This window comes from Aquimarina sp. Aq78, assembly GCF_900299525.1.
Classification (GTDB): Bacteria; Bacteroidota; Bacteroidia; order Flavobacteriales; family Flavobacteriaceae; genus Aquimarina.
On the sequence record NZ_OMKA01000001.1, the window covers coordinates 722,983 to 740,259 of the forward strand.

Annotated in this window: 15 protein-coding genes; 11 read left to right on the top strand and 4 right to left on the bottom strand. The window is 33.0% G+C overall.

What is annotated here, in order from left to right:
* Positions 1-46: 46 nt before the first annotated feature.
* From DG435_RS03085 to DG435_RS03135, 11 genes are all read left to right on the top strand, one after another.
* The gene (locus tag DG435_RS03085; protein ID WP_106794609.1) at positions 47-526 is read left to right on the top strand and encodes a helix-turn-helix domain-containing protein; all 480 of its coding nucleotides are present in this window, start codon (positions 47-49) and stop codon (positions 524-526) included.
* Positions 527-595: 69 nt separating this feature from the next.
* Entirely contained in the window at positions 596-970 is a 375-nt protein-coding gene (locus tag DG435_RS03090; RefSeq protein WP_024769250.1) for a hypothetical protein, read from the top strand.
* Positions 970-1,776 (top strand): TerC family protein, encoded by an 807-nt coding sequence (locus DG435_RS03095; RefSeq protein ID WP_106794610.1) that lies wholly within the window; start codon positions 970-972, stop codon positions 1,774-1,776. Before DG435_RS03090 ends, DG435_RS03095 begins: the two co-directional genes overlap by 1 nt.
* 65 nt (positions 1,777-1,841) lie before the next feature.
* Entirely contained in the window at positions 1,842-2,495 is a 654-nt protein-coding gene (locus DG435_RS03100; RefSeq protein WP_106794611.1) for a tetratricopeptide repeat protein, read from the top strand.
* A 99-nt stretch (positions 2,496-2,594) separates the two neighbouring features.
* Positions 2,595-3,515 carry an ABC transporter ATP-binding protein gene (locus DG435_RS03105; protein WP_106794612.1) on the top strand — a complete coding sequence of 307 codons (921 nt, stop codon included), beginning with the start codon at positions 2,595-2,597 and terminating at the stop codon, positions 3,513-3,515.
* Between the two features lie 5 nt (positions 3,516-3,520).
* Positions 3,521-4,315, top strand: a complete 795-nt coding sequence (locus DG435_RS03110; RefSeq protein ID WP_106794613.1) for an ABC transporter permease — start codon at positions 3,521-3,523, stop codon at positions 4,313-4,315.
* A gap of 192 nt (positions 4,316-4,507) precedes the next feature.
* Entirely contained in the window at positions 4,508-6,175 is a 1,668-nt protein-coding gene (locus DG435_RS03115) for a formate--tetrahydrofolate ligase (protein WP_074406430.1), read from the top strand.
* Between the two features lie 108 nt (positions 6,176-6,283).
* Positions 6,284-7,120 (top strand): formate dehydrogenase accessory sulfurtransferase FdhD, encoded by an 837-nt coding sequence (gene fdhD / locus DG435_RS03120; protein ID WP_106794614.1) that lies wholly within the window; start codon positions 6,284-6,286, stop codon positions 7,118-7,120.
* Between the two features lie 9 nt (positions 7,121-7,129).
* Positions 7,130-8,782, top strand: a complete 1,653-nt coding sequence (locus DG435_RS03125) for an NADH-ubiquinone oxidoreductase-F iron-sulfur binding region domain-containing protein (protein ID WP_106794615.1) — start codon at positions 7,130-7,132, stop codon at positions 8,780-8,782.
* 12 nt (positions 8,783-8,794) lie between these two features.
* Positions 8,795-11,521, top strand: a complete 2,727-nt coding sequence (gene fdhF / locus DG435_RS03130; protein WP_106794616.1) for a formate dehydrogenase subunit alpha — start codon at positions 8,795-8,797, stop codon at positions 11,519-11,521.
* Between the two features lie 154 nt (positions 11,522-11,675).
* Positions 11,676-12,569 carry a GyrI-like domain-containing protein gene (locus tag DG435_RS03135; RefSeq protein ID WP_106794617.1) on the top strand — a complete coding sequence of 298 codons (894 nt, stop codon included), beginning with the start codon at positions 11,676-11,678 and terminating at the stop codon, positions 12,567-12,569.
* A 42-nt stretch (positions 12,570-12,611) separates the two neighbouring features.
* Here DG435_RS03135 and DG435_RS03140 read toward each other — a convergent pair whose 3' ends face one another.
* The 4 genes from DG435_RS03140 to DG435_RS03155 form a co-directional block, all read right to left on the bottom strand.
* Positions 12,612-13,343: a LytTR family DNA-binding domain-containing protein gene (locus DG435_RS03140; RefSeq protein ID WP_106794618.1), complete on the bottom strand. Its 732-nt coding sequence runs from the start codon at positions 13,341-13,343 to the stop codon at positions 12,612-12,614.
* On the bottom strand, positions 13,340-14,401 hold the full coding sequence (locus DG435_RS03145; RefSeq protein ID WP_234387175.1) for a sensor histidine kinase: 1,062 nt from the start codon (positions 14,399-14,401) through the stop codon (positions 13,340-13,342). Before DG435_RS03145 ends, DG435_RS03140 begins: the two co-directional genes overlap by 4 nt.
* A gap of 103 nt (positions 14,402-14,504) precedes the next feature.
* On the bottom strand, positions 14,505-15,587 hold the full coding sequence (locus DG435_RS03150; RefSeq protein WP_234387176.1) for a hypothetical protein: 1,083 nt from the start codon (positions 15,585-15,587) through the stop codon (positions 14,505-14,507).
* A 1-nt stretch (position 15,588) separates the two neighbouring features.
* Positions 15,589-17,028: a serine hydrolase gene (locus DG435_RS03155; protein ID WP_106794619.1), complete on the bottom strand. Its 1,440-nt coding sequence runs from the start codon at positions 17,026-17,028 to the stop codon at positions 15,589-15,591.
* Positions 17,029-17,277: the final 249 nt, after the last annotated feature.

The window sequence follows — 17,277 nt, forward strand, 5'->3', positions numbered from 1 at the left end:
ATTTGTTTACCTTTGTAACCAATATTTACTTCTAAACTAGTTTACAATGGTAAACAATAAGGATTTCGGTAAAAGAATCCAAAAAATAATGGATTATCACGCTGTATCTGCCTCATCTTTTGCAGATTACATGGGTGTAGGTCGTTCTTCTATTTCTCATATTCTTAGTGGGCGAAACAAACCTAGCCTTGATTTTGTAATGAAGATTGTTGATGCATATACAGATGTAGATTTACAATGGTTATTATATGGAAAAGGAACATTTCCTAAATCTGAACATGTTTCTGTTGAGAAAAAAATTCCTTTATCAGATGCCTCTACTATTTCTCAATCTACATCTGCTCCAACCACAATTTCTAAACAAGATTTATTTTCGCAGTCGTCACCAGAAGAAAATATAGCTGCACCAAATACTCCTCCACTTGAAAAAATTTCAAGAGTAATTTCTTCCGAAAATGAAATAGACAGAATTGTTATTTTTTATACAGATGGAACCTTTAGTTCATATCACATGAAAAAATCTTAACAACTTTTTTCTTCCTTTCTATTAACTTTCTGGAAATAGAATTATTTTCGTTTTTCATTTATAACTATTATGAAGCGATTTGCTTTACTATTTTTCTGTACTCTATTTATTAGTAGTTGTTACCAACAAGAACGTAACTGTATAGATTTTCATACAGGTACTTTTGAATTTGAAACTTTTCTGGATGGCGAGTTAATTACAACTACCTTTATTCGTAATGATACTATAGAAATTGATTATTTCAGAGGTAAGATTGACACAGCCAGTATTCGATGGATTAATGACTGTGAATATATTGTACAGAAATTGTCTCCCAAAAATATGGCTGAGAAAAAAGCTATACATATGAAAATCTTAACTACTGATAAAAACATCTATACCTTTGAATATGGATTGGTAGATGCAACAAACAAACAACGTGGAACCGCAAAAAAAATAAAATAATGTTCGAAATTTTTACATCTGCAGATGCCTGGGTCGCTTTATTAACACTTACATTTTTAGAAATTGTTCTTGGTATTGATAATATCATTTTTATTTCATTGGCTTCTAGTAAATTACCCGATCAACAACAAAAAAAAGCAACCAATATTGGACTATTCTTAGCCATGATCATGCGTGTTGTTTTATTATTTGGTATATCACTATTAGTTGCTATGGAAGCTCCTTTCTGGCATATCAATCTTCCCTGGATAGAAGCTGGTATTAGCGGTCAAGCCTTAATTCTATTTGGCGGAGGGATGTTTCTATTATATAAGAGTGTTCATGAAATCCATGAAAAAGTCGATGAAAAAGGTGAGGAAGAAAAAGAGATTCAAGCCAAAAGTTCTTCTTCTCTTTCTAATGCGATTGTACAGATTACCCTAATCAATGTTGTCTTTTCTTTTGATTCTATCCTTACAGCTGTAGGGATGACAAATGGATTAAGTGATGATCCTAATGACGCATTATTATTAATGATTATTGCTGTGGTAGTATCTGTTTTAATTATGATGCTGTTTGCAACTCCTGTAGGGCGCTTTGTAAACAAACACCCATCAATCCAGATATTGGGGCTCTCGTTTTTAATCCTTATTGGGTTTATGCTTATTGCAGAAGCTGCACATTTAGCCCACCTTCAGATATTTCAAAGCGAAGTTGGTACCATACCAAAAGGATACCTTTATTTTACAATTGCATTCTCACTACTAGTCGAGTTTTTAAATTTTAAGCTACGAAAAAAGCAAAAAACTTCTAAACAAAAAGGATAAGATATAATTGTGACATTATAAACCGGTTCAAAAAATATATAGTTTGAACTTATCAAAAATAAAATATGAATAATTTTTTTTCTATTGTATCTCTCTTCTTTATTTCTATATCAATTTATGGGCAAGAGTATAAAGAGAAACTTAGTAATGATGTTTGTAAATGTTTTACAGAAAACAATAAAAAAGGGATTAATACGCTAGAAAACTGTTTTACTCAAAATATTGGTAATTATCGAAATGAATTCGATAAGCTCATTGACAAAAACTCTTCTATTTCTGAGTATGAACAAGGAGAGATTATTGGGAAAAAAATATTCTTTGAAATGCAGCAAAATTTAATTCAAAAATGCGATGCCTATTTTCTTTTCTTTGAAAATTTAAGAGAACAATCAATTCTCGCTATGAAAAAGAAATACAGTCAATCAAAAATGGATTCTATTACTACTCTCATTTCAAAAAACAAAACAACTGATCTAATTTGGGAAAGAGCAAATTTATATTTTGCTAATAGCGAATTAAAAAACGCAGAAGCTGATTACCAGGAATGTTTAAAAATGGATCCAAACCATATTCCAAGTATGTTCTTCTTAGGTTGGCTACATGAAAGAAATAAAAACTATAATAAAGCAATTGAACTTTATAAGATTATCTTAAATGCAACCAAAAAACAAGAAATAGTCTTGTTTATAGAAATTGCTACAAGAAAATCAAAAGAATGAACATTTGATACTAGTCATAAAACTATATAGTTCATGAAGAGAATATGATAAGCTGTAACAACTTACCCATTGATTCGTCTTCAGAGAAATGTATAGATAATGAGTCAATTAATAGTCAAAACAGAAAAGCTTAACTTCTCATATTCGAAATCGAAAAAAGATATTGACAGTTTAGATTTAGAAGTCCCTAAAGGAAGCATATATGGTTTTTTAGGTCCAAATGGTTCAGGAAAAACAACTACAATAAGACTTCTCTTAGGTTTACTCAATAAAAACTCGGGAAATGTTAAGCTCTTTGAGAAACCTTTTGCAAACAATAGAATTGATACACTATCAAAAATAGGAGCACTAATAGAAAACCCTTCTCTTTACAATCATTTAAGTGCAAGGCAAAATTTACTCATTGCCTCTAATTATCGAGGAAACATCAAGAAAGATCGAATAGATGAAGTTTTAGAAACGGTTAACCTTTTACGTGTGAAAAACAAAAAGGTCAAAACTTTTTCTTTAGGAATGAAGCAACGTTTAGGTTTAGCAATAGCATTACTTTCAAAACCAGAGTTATTGATATTAGATGAGCCAACTAACGGATTGGACCCTAAGGGAATTATCGAAATGAGAGAATTAATAAAAAAACTTAACAAAGAAGACGGTATTACCATTTTTATATCCAGTCATTTATTAAGTGAAATTGAAAAAACATGTACACATGTTGGTATTATTAGAGAAGGAAAAATGCTTTTTCAAGATACGGTTAAGGCTTTAACTACATCGCAATCAGATCAATTACAAATCGAACTTGAAACAGATGATAAACATCGTACATATGATCAACTGATTCAAATGGGATTCGAAATAAAAAATATAGAACATGAAGAACACCTTCTTTCGGTTTCTGTAAAAGAAAAATCCCAAATCCCTGTACTGGTAGATTCCCTTCGAAAAAATGATATTAATATTTACCAGGTAATGATCAAGAATAATCTTGAAGAATTGTTTCTAAACCTCACCGAAAATTAATCCAAATGACAGTCATCACATTCTATTTCAGTAGTTTAAAAAATGAAATACTTAAGTTGAAACACACTTTTGCCTTATGGTTAACTGCCATTTGTGCACTACTTATTCCTCTATTATTTTTTATAGTATATACCATAAAATGGGAAGGTTTGATTCCTGAAGATGGAGTTAATCCCTGGAATCAATACGCAAATGAACAAATTGTGAATAGCCTTCCTGCATTGGTTCCTCTATTTATTGTTCTCATCACAAGTTTAATTATCCAAATAGAACATAAAGCAACAGCCATTAAACATTTGTTTGCTTTACCTATCCCAAAATCGAGCGTTTATTTTGGTAAACTAAGTATAATCATTGCTACTGTATTTGCTACATATGCTATGTATTACGGATTGATTTTATTAAATGGAAATTTATTAGGTAGTATGCGCCCACAATTGAACTTTTCAGAATTTTCTCCAGAATACGTATTTCATATAAAAATACTATTTCGGTCATTTATCTCTGTTTTAGGCATTCTAGCTATTCAATTTTGGCTAAGTTTTCGATTTAAAAATTTTATTATTCCATTAGGAATCGGTATGGTATTGGTAATTATTGGTTTAATAGCCGCTAGAGCGCCAGAATCAATTTATTTTCCATATTCCTATTCTGTGATAAGTATGAATCCATTAGACGAAAAAACTTCAGATCTTAGTCTCTTTTGGTGGCTTCCTACTGTATCGATATATAGCCTAATATACTTTTTGGTGTTTTCTATTGCAGGTTTCTTTGATATCAAAAGAATAAATGTAAAATAAAAAGAATATTCACTATAAAAACAATCGTATTTACCAGTAATCAATATTCAAAAATAATTCTGGATCAGATCCCACTCTGCTCCTTAATTATAATCAACACAAATTATTAATATTTGAAGATGTTTTTCACAAGTATAATATTAGAATCAAAATAATTTGGTTAATATTATACTCCTAAAAAATATTTTTCACATGAATGATTTAGAAATAGCAAAACAGATACAGCTTAAGCACATAAGTACTATTGCCGAAAAACTAGGATTAAATTCTGACAATATCGAAATGTATGGTAAGTATAAAGCCAAATTACCACATTCGGTTATTGATAAAAATAAGGTAAACAAAAGTAACTTAATTCTTGTTACTGCTATTTCTCCAACACCTGCCGGTGAAGGAAAAACCACAATGTCTATAGGTCTGTCTGAAGGTCTAAACCAATTAGGAAAACAAACCACAGTGGTTTTAAGAGAACCTTCATTAGGTCCTGTTTTTGGGATTAAAGGTGGAGCTACAGGTGGTGGTTACTCACAAGTACTTCCTATGGAGGATATTAACCTGCATTTTACTGGTGATTTTTCTGCTATTGAAAAAGCTCATAATTTACTATCAGCCGTTATTGATAATAATATACAAAGTAAAACAAATTCATTGGGTATAGATGCCAGAACTGTTACCTGGAAAAGGGTAATGGATATGAATGACAGAGCCCTTCGACATATTGTTGTAGGCCTGGGAGGGACAACTTCTGGTGTCCCAAGAGAAACAGGCTTTGATATTACGGCAGCATCAGAAATAATGGCAATCTTATGCCTGGCAGATGATTTAGAAAACCTAAAAGAACGATTAGGGAATATCTTTATTGGGTATACTTTTGGTAAAAAACCAGTATATGCCAAAGATCTAAAAGTCGAAGGAGCTATGGCAGCACTTCTTAAAGATGCAGTTAAACCCAATCTGGTACAAACTATAGAAGGTAACCCGGCAATTATTCATGGCGGACCTTTTGCTAATATAGCCCAAGGTACCAACTCTGTAATTGCAACACGTATGGGAATGTCGCTTTCTGATTATACCGTAACAGAAGCAGGTTTTGGTGCGGATTTGGGCGCAGAGAAATTTTTGGATATAAAATGCCAAAGCGCTGGGATTTCACCAAAAGCAATCGTGATCACTACTACAATACGAGCATTAAAATATCATGGAGGAGCAGATTTAAAGTCATTGACAGATCCAAATGTCGAAGCTCTTAAAAACGGAATACCAAATCTTGAAAAACACTTAGAAAATGTAAAGCAGTTCGGAATCACTCCTGTTATTGCTATCAATAGATTTGTGTCTGATAGCGATGAAGAAATTGCTGCTATTCAAGAGTTTGCAAAAAATAATAATGTAAGAGTTGCTTTAGCCGAAGTTTGGGCCAAAGGAGGAAAAGGGGCCATAGAGCTTGCAAAACACGTAGTAGAGATTGTAGAATCTGGTGATTCAAACTTTTCTCCACTATACAATTGGGAAGCAGATGTAACCGAAAAGATTGAAACTATTGCTACCAAAATATATGGTGCAAATCGAGTGGATTATACTGCAAAAGCAAAGAAAAACCTAAGAACAATTGCAGCATTAGGATTAGAGAATCTTCCGGTTTGTATTGCCAAAACTCAAAAATCATTATCTGATAATCCAAAATTAATAGGTCGCCCTAAAGATTTTACCATAACTATTAGAGAAATAGAAATAGCTGCAGGTGCAGGGTTTTTGGTACCAATTACCGGAGATATGATGAGAATGCCAGGTCTTCCTGCGCATCCGGCATCAGAAAACATCAATATTGATAATGACGGAAATATTACAGGCTTATTTTAGAAGTCAATATCAATAAATATGCTCGTTTGCATTATAGTTAATGTTTAACATAATACAATTATTTCTATTAACTTTGTGTAAATGGCTCTTTATTAATTAATAGTTCTTATGGCAATTAGAAATTATGAAGGCAAGAAATATGAAGTAGATTCAGTGAATAAAACATTAGATTCACTTACTATTGAAGAAGCATTGCAAATAAATATCAACAATAAACCCTTTACGGTGTCTATGAGGACTCCGGGAGAAGATATTAGCCTAATTCGAGGGATGCTTCATTCTGAAGATATCGTTAAAAACATAAATTTCCTGCCCGATATCGTCTTAAAAAAAGAGAATGATGATGGCATTGTAACCATAGTAAATCTTACTATTCCTGAAGAAGAATTAGGTGATGGATATTCTAACAGCAGAAGTTTATTATCTGTCTCTTCTTGTGGCATTTGTGGCCGAACAGAACTTGGAGATCTATCATTTCTTGGAAAAACTATCGATGATACCGAAATAATTGATGTCAATATTATTCATCAATTATTTACAAAAATGAGTGCTTTACAGCATAATTTTAACCAATCTGGTGGTGCGCATGCTGCTGCTGCATTTACCAATACAGGAGAACTACTATGTTCTATGGAAGATATTGGTCGTCATAATGCCGTAGATAAAGTTATTGGTAAACTAATTTTATTGAACAAACTGGATCAAGCAAAAATAATTACTGTGAGCGGACGTGTTTCTTATGAAATCGTTGTTAAATGTTTTAAAGCAAAAATTCCGTTTTTAGCGGCGGTTTCTGCACCATCTTCTTTAGCTGTTGATTACTCTAAAGAACTAGGGATTACATTATTAGCATTTTGCCGTAATCAGAGAGCAACCTGTTACTCTCATCCTTATCGTACTAAAACAACTAAACAATTTCGAGACACCGATACAAAAGCAAGTTAAAAAGAATATATGTCAGATAACTTAAGTGAATTATTAGGTAGAAAAAAAGTAGATCAAAGCCTCTTCAATAAAATGGGAGAGCTGGCAAAACCCGCAGGTACACCAAGTGATGAAGAGTTAGCAAAATTAGCTGATGATTTTTTAATTGGAAAAGCCAATGCCTATGGTACAGCTAGCTTCTATGATTTTTTAAAGCCCGAAAACAAAGGTAAGAAAGTATATGTATGTAATGGGACCGCATGTGTTTGTGCCGGTACGCAAGATACTGTAGGCAATTCACTTAAAGATCATTTCAAGGAAGATGAAATTGGGCATATGACATGTCTTGGGAGGTGTCATGAGAATAACGCATTTCATTATAATGGAAAAAATTATTCTGGTGATGCACTTCATAATCTTGATCAAATTATTAATTCAAAAAATGAGTTAAATCAAGATAACTATACTATAAAAGCTAGTGGAAAAGCAATACTTACCCAATCATTCACTACCATTTCTGATTTTTATAAGCCGCTTATAAATGCACTCAAAAAAGATTCTGCAGAAATACTAGAGGAAATTAAAACTTCGAATGTTCGAGGTCGTGGTGGTGCTGGGTTCCCAATGGGATTAAAATTAGAGTTTTGCAGAAATGTAGAAAATACTACAAAATTTATTATTTGTAATGCCGATGAAGGAGATCCTGGTGCTTTTTCTGATCGATATTTATTAGAACATCAACCCCATTCGGTATTATTTGGGATGCTTATTTCAGGATATGTTACACATGCAAGTTACGGGATTGTGTATATACGTGCAGAATATCCTGAAGCTGTAAAAATTGTACAAGATGCGATCGATGATCTTCGAAATGAAGGGTTAATCGGAGATAATATTCAGGGCAGTGGGTTTAATTTTGATTTCAAAATCATACAGGCGCAAGGATCATACATTTGCGGAGAAGAAACGGCGCTTATAAACTCTATAGAAGGGCAACGACCAGAAGTTCGTGTTCGCCCGCCCTATCCTGCGCAAAAAGGCTTATTTAATAAGCCAACTGTAGTCAATAATGTGGAAACATTAGCCGCTTTACATTACATTATAAGTAATGGAGGAAATGCTTGGAAACAAATTGGAACTGAACGCTCTTCTGGAACAAAACTAGTTTCTTTAGATAGCTTTTTTAATCGACCTGGCCTCTATGAAGTAGAAATGGGAACTCTTCTTTCTGTAGTTATTAACGATTTGGGTGGTGGATTTAAATCTGATGTAAAGGCACTGCAGATTGGCGGGCCTCTTGGAGGAGTAGTCCCTATCTCAAAAATTAATGATTTAACAATAGATTTTGAATCTTTTTCAAAAGAAGGTTTCTTACTGGGTCATGCATCAATTATTTGCATTCCTTCAAGTTTTCCAATGATGAAATTTATAGAACATCTTTTTGATTTTGCTTCTTATGAAAGCTGTGGAAAATGTTTTCCTTGCAGATTAGGGACAAAACGTGGACATGAGCTTTCTACCAAAGCATTACATTCAGATTATAAAATAGATCAAAAATTGTTCTCAGACCTTTTAACTACCCTCGAGCAAGGATCATTATGTGCGCACGGAGGTGGTATCCCACTACCTATCCGAAATACGTTACACTATTTTGAAGATGAATTGAAAACGTACTTCAACTAAACATTTAATATCATGAAAACAGCTTATATAGATAACCAGGCTTTCGAAATAGTTGAAGGAGAAACTATGCTCTCTTTTATAAGAAGGTATAAAGAAAGAAATCTTGTTCCAACCTTATGTGATGCACCAAACTTAGATCCTTTCGGTTCTTGCCGTGTGTGTAGCGTAGAAGTGGCCTTAGAAGAAAACGGAGCTGTTAAGACCTTGGCTTCTTGCCATACACCAGTTTCAGAAGGGCAATATATATATACAAATTCTGAATCGGTTAAAGAATTACGAAAAAATATCGTAGAGTTGGTATTAACAGACCATCCTCTTGATTGTTTAACCTGTGAGGTAAATGGAAATTGTGAGCTACAAACAGTTGCTGCCCAGGTAGGAATCAGAGAAGTACGCTATCCAGAGGGAGATAATCATCTTCATAAAACAAAAGATTTAAGTCATCCCTATATGACTTCAGATTTATCCAAATGCATTAATTGTTATCGATGTGTACGTGCATGTGATGAAGTACAAGGGCAATTTGTATTAAGTATGTCTGGTCGAGGCTTTGATTCTTCTATCATTAAAGGATTAGATCAATCTTTTATGGATTCTGATTGTGTAAGTTGCGGTGCCTGTTCTCAAGCATGCCCTACTTCTGCTATTTCAGATGTTTTTCAGTCAAAAGCTATTAAAGCAACCGATACAACAAGAACTATTTGTACCTATTGTGGTGTAGGTTGTAATCTTGAAGTCGCTACCAGTAATGGAGAAATATTAAGTATTCAAGCTCCTTATGATGCCGAGGTAAACCAGGGGCATACCTGCTTAAAAGGTCGTTATGCATTTAAGTTTTACGATCACCCAGAGCGTTTAAATTCTCCTATGATCAAAAGAAATGGGGCATTTGAAAAGGTTAGCTGGGATGAAGTATATGAATATATCGCTTCAAAATTAACTTCTTATAAAAATGAATTTGGCTCGGATTCTATGGCAGGGATTTCGTCTTCACGATGTACCAATGAAGAGAATTATTTAATGCAAAAATTTTTTAGAGCTGTAATCCAGACTAACAATATAGATGGTTGTGCACGAGTATGCCACTCGCCTACTGCTTTAGGAATGCAACGCACATACGGTACCGGAGCAGCTACAAACTCTATTGATGATTTAAAAGATACAAACTGCATTATGGTTATTGGGGCTAATCCAACCGATGCACACCCCGTAACAGGAGCCAAATTAAAGCAGTTTGCTATGAAGAGTGATAATGTGTCTATTGTTATTGATCCAAGACGTACCGAATTGGCTAAATATGCAACACACCACTTAGCATTAAGACCAGGAACTAATGTGGCTGTTCTTAATATGATGATGTATTACATTATAACCGAAAAACTGGCAGATGCTTCTTTTATCGAAAGTAGAACAGAAGGGTTTGAAGAGTATAAAAAAGAGATTCTTTCAATAAATATAGACAAGTTAGAAGCCGTTTCTGGTGTGGATCGCAATCAAGTACGCGAAGCTGCCATTGCCTATGCTTCTGCTCCAAATGCGATGTCTTTTCATGGATTAGGAGTAACTGAGCATTCTCAAGGTACATTTACAGTAATGCAAATTGCCGATTTGGCTTTGCTTACAGGTAATATTGGAAGACGTGGTGTTGGTGTAAATCCGCTACGCGGGCAAAATAATGTACAAGGTTCTGCTGACATGGGAGTACAACCGCATCAGGGAGCAGGATATTTGGATATTACTAACGATCAGGTAAATAAACAGTATAATGAATTTTACGGTGTAAACGTACCTATGAACATAGGATACAAAATACCTGAAATGTTTGATGCTGCCCTGGCGGGAGATCTAAAAGCTATTTGGATTATAGGAGAAGATGTAGTGCAAACCGATCCCAACACACAAAAAGTTATTAAAGCACTTCAGTCAACCGATCTTGTAATTGTTCAAGAATTATTCATGACCGAAACCGCAAAATATGCAGACGTTATTTTACCAGGTGCATCGTTTCTGGAGAAAAACGGAACGTTTACCAATGGAGAGAGACGTGTGCAAGCAGTTCATAAAGTTGTTGAACCTATTGAAGGATCTAAACCAGACGGACAAATTATTGTAGATATTATGAATAAAATGGGATATGCTCAACCAGATTATACTCCCGATGGGATGTTGGAAGAAATATCTCAAATCGTTCCTTTCTTTGCTGGAATTAAATGGGATAGATTAGGTGTAAATGGATTACAATGGCCCGTTGCAAAAGATGGTACAGATACGCAAATCCTTCATAAAACAGATTTTAAACGAGGAAAAGGATTATTTGAGTTTAATTCTTGGGAAGAAACTAAAGAATTAACTTCACATGCCAAAGACTATCCATATATTTTAACAACAAACAGGGAATTAGAGCATTATAATTGTGGGGCTATGACTCGTAGAACGGCTAATGAACAAATACTATCTGATGATTATCTAATGATTCATCCAGAGGATGCTCAGGAAAACTTGGTAAATGAAGGTGATTATGTTTGTCTAGAATCTCCAAGAGGGAAAGTAGATGTAAAAGCCAGGATTACTGATGAAGTTAAAAAAGGTGTATTGAGTACTACTTTTCATTTCCCAGAAATTATGATTAATAATTTAACCGGGGATATTCATGATTCTGAAGCAATGTGTCCAGAATATAAAGTTGTCGCTGTTCGAATACGAAAAAGTAAAGGAAAATTTAAACCACAGTTAAGTTAACCTATACACCTATAATCATTCAGGTAGTTTTAAGGTAGGTTTTTAACTTTATTAGAGAATAAGTGATTAGCTATTCTAAAAGTATATTTCCGCAATACCGATCAAAAAATAGTCGAGTTTTAGATGTACTATTGTAGTGTTCAAAAAGCAAATTATGCCCGAAAGCACAAAAGATTCATACCAATATAGGATTTCTAATGCAATTACTTTTATAGAAGAGAACCTAAAAAACGTACTTACATTGGATCGTATTGCACAGGAAGCTTGTTACTCTAAATATCATTTTATTCGTCTTTTTGCAGCTGTCACAGGAGAAACAGTAGTAGACTATGTAAGAAAACGAAGAGTTTCTGAGTCTGCTCATGAGTTAATTCTTACCCAAGAACCTATTGTAGCTATTGCAGAACGTTATCAATTTGATTCTCAACAAGCATATACACGTGCTTTTCAATCTGTTTTTAATACAAGCCCGGGAAAGTATAGAAAAAAAGGGCATCGACTTGTAACTTTTGAACGATATACCTTATCACCAGCCGATATCAATAAATTACAAAACGATTTTGTTTCTATGGAGCCAAAAATTATTACGATCACAGACAGAAAATTAGTAGGAATGCGAATAAAAACTTCGCTAGCTAATGATGCAACTTCACAAATGTGGCAACAATTTATGCCTAGAAGATTTGAAATCAAAAATAACAAAAACACAGGGTATTATTCTGTACAGACTTTTGATGAAGACATCACTTTTGACACTTTTACAGAAGATGTAATATTCGAAAAATGGGCCGCAGTTGAAGTCTCTGATTTTGATCATATTCCAGAAGGTATGACTCCTTATGAACTACCAGGCGGTAAATATGCTATATTTATTCATAAAGGACCTGTTGATACTTTCAAAAAAACAATGGATTATATACACGGGAAATGGCTTCCTAATTCGGGTTATGAATTGGATCAAAGAAATCATTTTGCAATTATGGGAGACAAGTACCATGGCCCACATCATCCAAAATCTGAAGAAGAAATCTGGGTTCCTATTCAATAATACATGTAACCAGAAATTTTAATATGTGAATGAAGAGGGTATTTATATTTTCTCCAGGAAAGGAAATACCCTATCTCTGTAACTAACGCCTATAGGAATCTCTACAGTATCAATATCAATATCGTTTGTTGTAAAAGCCGTTACTTTTTTTAGATTAATAATATAAGATCTATGTGTTCTTAAAAATTCTTTATCCGATAATTCTAACTCTATATCCCCAATTTTATACTTCGCTACAATACATTTCTTATCGGTATGTATTTTTATATAATCTTTTAGGCTTTCAATGTATAAAATGGTATTTAAATGTATTTTGTGATGTTTGTTTCCTGATTTGATAAGAATATAGGGATCTTCTCCTGTTAATGCATTAATAGGCGCTTCTGTATCTCTCTGAATTCCATTTTTTATTCTGAAATAACGCTCTACTGCTTTAAAAAATCTATCAAAAGTAACAGGTTTCAAAATGTAATCTACGATATCCAGCTCATACCCTTCTAGAGCATAATCTCTATAAGCAGTTGTTAGGATAGTACTAGGAGGATGTTTTATTGTTTTTAAAAGGTCTATCCCAGTCACCGAAGGCATTTTTACATCCAAAAACAATAAATCAATAGCTTCATTATTTAGAATGTCAAAAGCTTTTAGTGCATTATTACAGGAAGCAACCACTTCTAAAGACTCTATTTGAGAAATGTGCTTTTCTATAAGTCGTACAGCCAAAGGCTCATCATCAACAATCAAACATCTTGTCTTTGTAGTAAATGTGTTCATACTGTAAGTTCTAGAGTTACTGTAAATAAATTTTCTTTTTCATCGATATTAAGGATATAACCATTGGGGTAAATTAAATCCAATTGTTGCTTGATGTTATTAAGTCCGATAGATTCCTTAACTCCCTCTTGTGTAGAGTTAGCGACAGAATTAGTTACTACAAAGGTAAAAATAGTGTTTTGATAACTAATAGAAATATCAATTTTTGGGGATCCACTATCCTCTCCTGCTCCATGCTTAAATGCATTTTCTACTAATGGAAGCAAAATAAGCGGGGCTATTTCAATATCCTTTTCTAGTGATGTATTAAATGTCACTTGCAAACGATCGTCATATCTTAGTTTTTCAAGGGCGATATAATTTTCCAGGAAAGAAATTTCGTTTGTAACAGAAACAAATTTAGTGTTACATCTATACAGCACATAATCCAGTATCTCTGATAACTTACTTATTGATTCTGGGGTTTTTGGAGAATTATCCAAAGACAACATATAAATATTATTAAGTGTATTAAATAAAAAATGAGGGTGTAATTGAGTCTTTAGCATTTTTAATTCTGCCCCTACTTTCTCTTTTTCTAATAACAAATTTTGTTGTTTCACCTTAGAAATATCTACTATAAACTGGACTGCCAGAAAAATTAATGCTGCTATATAAATACTAGGGAAATAATGAGCCATCAAAAATTTCACATCTAGAAAAATTTCAGCAACTGTTTCTTGAGTAAACGGAGGTATTCGTACCAATGGTTCTGCTACATGAACTATCAACACTCTACTTAATGCACTAAATATGTAAGCACTAAGAAGCATTAAGATCGTAAAATGTACATATTTTTTGGTGTAAATAAATTTGGGAACCAAAATGTATGTCAAAGAATAAGATGCCAATATTTGAGGAATCATAATGCAAATCTTATATACCAAAGAAGCGACCATTGTATGATTTTCTTCAAAATCATCTCTAACCATAAAAAACAATAACACAACCAACCAAAATATAATATGAAAAGATAATCTTGACTGTCTAAAATCTTTTTTAAATTTTTCAAAATTCATAATCTAAATATGCTGTTATATACGATTTATTCTCTAAAAAAATCAATCAATAATTTCACTCCAAATTACCGCTTTTTTGAAGAGATATTTTACTGTAGGCCAACTACTTTTTATAAAGAAACTCGGCAGCAGATGCTCCCATTTTTCGATGATTATGACCAATATTGGGTACTATTTTTAATTCCCAATTAAAATCAAGATTCATCTTCTTCGCTTTTGCTTTTGCCTCGTTAAAAAAGAATTTCCCTCTTTCTAATCTATGTTTTCCTTGTTTATCCGCAGACATTGATCTCAACAAAGTACCACCTATTTCATCTTCATTATCTAATTCTCCTATAAATAAAATTAATTTTTTTCTAAACGAAGACTTCAAATCTTGCTCTGTAAGTTTTGTGTTTTTTATTCCAAAAGGGAGTTCTGATTCAAAATCTGGCAAAGTATAAAAACCAGAATTAGATGCTAAAATCCTGTTGGCTTTAGAATGGTGCTGGAAGATTGCCATACGATGTAAAATTTGACCACCTGCAGAATGCCCAAAAAGATCATATTGTGTTTGGGTAGTATGTAGAGTATCAACAACAAGATCAAATAACCTGTCAAAATCATTAAAAATCCATTTTTCGGGATTAGAATTCACTTTAAAAGTAAACCCATCCTCTTTTAGCTTTACAATATTAGAATTCTTAACATATTCTATATTGTTTTTTAAATTCAAATCATACATCAATCCGCACATATGATAGGCTTCAAATCCATATTGTTTTTCAGAATACATTGGAGAAAGAATAAGCACGCCATATTTTTCTGAAGCAGAAACCCAGGCATCTCTATAACTATCTCCATTTCTTCCTGCTCCAGGAACAACAATCAATATTTTTGATTCTGGTTCGTAATTTTTTGGCTTATGATAAAATACTTTTATGGTTTTGTTTTTATTTTCATTTCCTCCATCAATAAGGAACTCTCCTGAGCCATTTTGAATGTCAATTTCATTTAAAACCAACTTTTTCCCCAAATCACTTTTCTTTATGAGTTTCATTTTACAATGTGAGCAAGTTCCGGGTTTAGAAAAAGTAAATTCATCACAGGACAACCCACAAGGTTCGCAGACATAGCCCTCTATTTGATTTTCAAAAGAAGTAAAAATTAGAATTATAATAAGTAGAAAGGTCGTTTTTGTTTTCATCTTAGTTTTCGTTTGTAAAAGAGCCAGAAAATCTAAATAATGGTAAATCCTGTGACGGTTTTACTAGTCCTGGACTCCTATAATACATGGTCTTTCCAGAAATAGTATTGTTATTAAAATCAATTGCTGTATTTAAAATTCCATGAGGATGTATCAGTGCATATTTATTTTTTATTTGTAAATAAATAAGAGGATAAATTTTCATGTTGTCTGTATTTGGCTCAATAATGAGTCTGTCATTTTCACCATCAAGAATGAGAATGCCTTTTTTATCAATTTCTTTTCCTTTATTTTTGACTTTAAGAATAACTTCTGCTTTTCCTTTAGGTTGAATAATTGGAGTGGTTGGCGCCAAAAAAAGTAAAGCAATCATATGCGCAGTTTCTTCAATAGCCCATATTCTTTGGGCATTTGCCATGATAGAAATTGTAAGTTTTTCATCTGGAAAAATACTAATTACACTTCGGGTTCCTCCCATCGCGCCTGCATGTTCATGAATTCGTCGTCCATCTATATCCCAATTTTCACGCCATCCTATCCCCACTCCTGTTTTTTTCCCCGAGCTTAGTTTTTGACTTTCAAACATTGTTTTAACAATACTTGGTTTTATAAATCCATTTATATAGGAATCGCCCATTTTGGTTAAATCAGTTGGAGTAGAAACCATCCCTCCTCCTGCCCACTTGTAACTAGGATCTTCGGGATTACTGATCTTTACTGGAAGCCCTTTATTTATTCCTTCTTTATAAAATTCATATAGCTCTGTCATTTCGATAGATGGATTAGATCGAAAATCGGGCTGAGTTGCTTGCATAGATAAAGGTTTCAATACTTTATCATTTAGATAATCAAGAAAGCTTTGATTTGATGCTCCTTCAATTACCTTAGATAATAAAGTGTATCCATGTGTACTGTATTGATATTTTAAACCTGGTTCATGCAAAAGTTCTATATGTGCAAATACTCCTAATGCTTCTTCTACAGATGTATAAAAACGTTGTTCAATTTTATCTTTATGCGAATAATGGGGAATACCAGCAATATGTCCGGCAAGTTGTCTTGTGTTAAACGAATATTTTTTCTTAGGAAACATAGGTACATAGGAATGTACAGATTTATCCAGATCTAATTTATTTTCTTGAATTAATTTGGCTAGAGCAGTTGCTGCTATAACTTTAGATACTGATGCTGCTCTAAATTGAGTGTTTGGTGTTACTTGTTTTTTTGTTTTCAGATTCGCATACCCAAATCCTTCAGCAAAAATAATTTTTCCTTTATGACGTATTGCAATTGACATCCCTGGAGGAGTATTTGGTAAATCCATCAATTTTTCTATCATCACTTTAGCAAGGTTTTTGGGTTGCTTAAAGGAATCTTGTGCATAAGTATTATTCCAAATTAAAAACAAAAAACTTAAAACAATTAATCGCTTATCAAACATATCGTTACTATTTATTTTGATTATTCTATATAATCATAAGGGTTTAAAAAATTCATTTAATTCCTTATTCAGAAAATATATTTAAACAAAAATATGTTTTGTTACGAGTCTAAAATACTGAAGTAGACCAATCCTCAAAAAAAACACCCAAATACAGTAAAAAAACCCATGAATAAAGCATGTGTATTATTCTTTATCATCCGACGATTTTTTGCCGGTATTGGTCGATAACTCAAAATCTGTATCAAC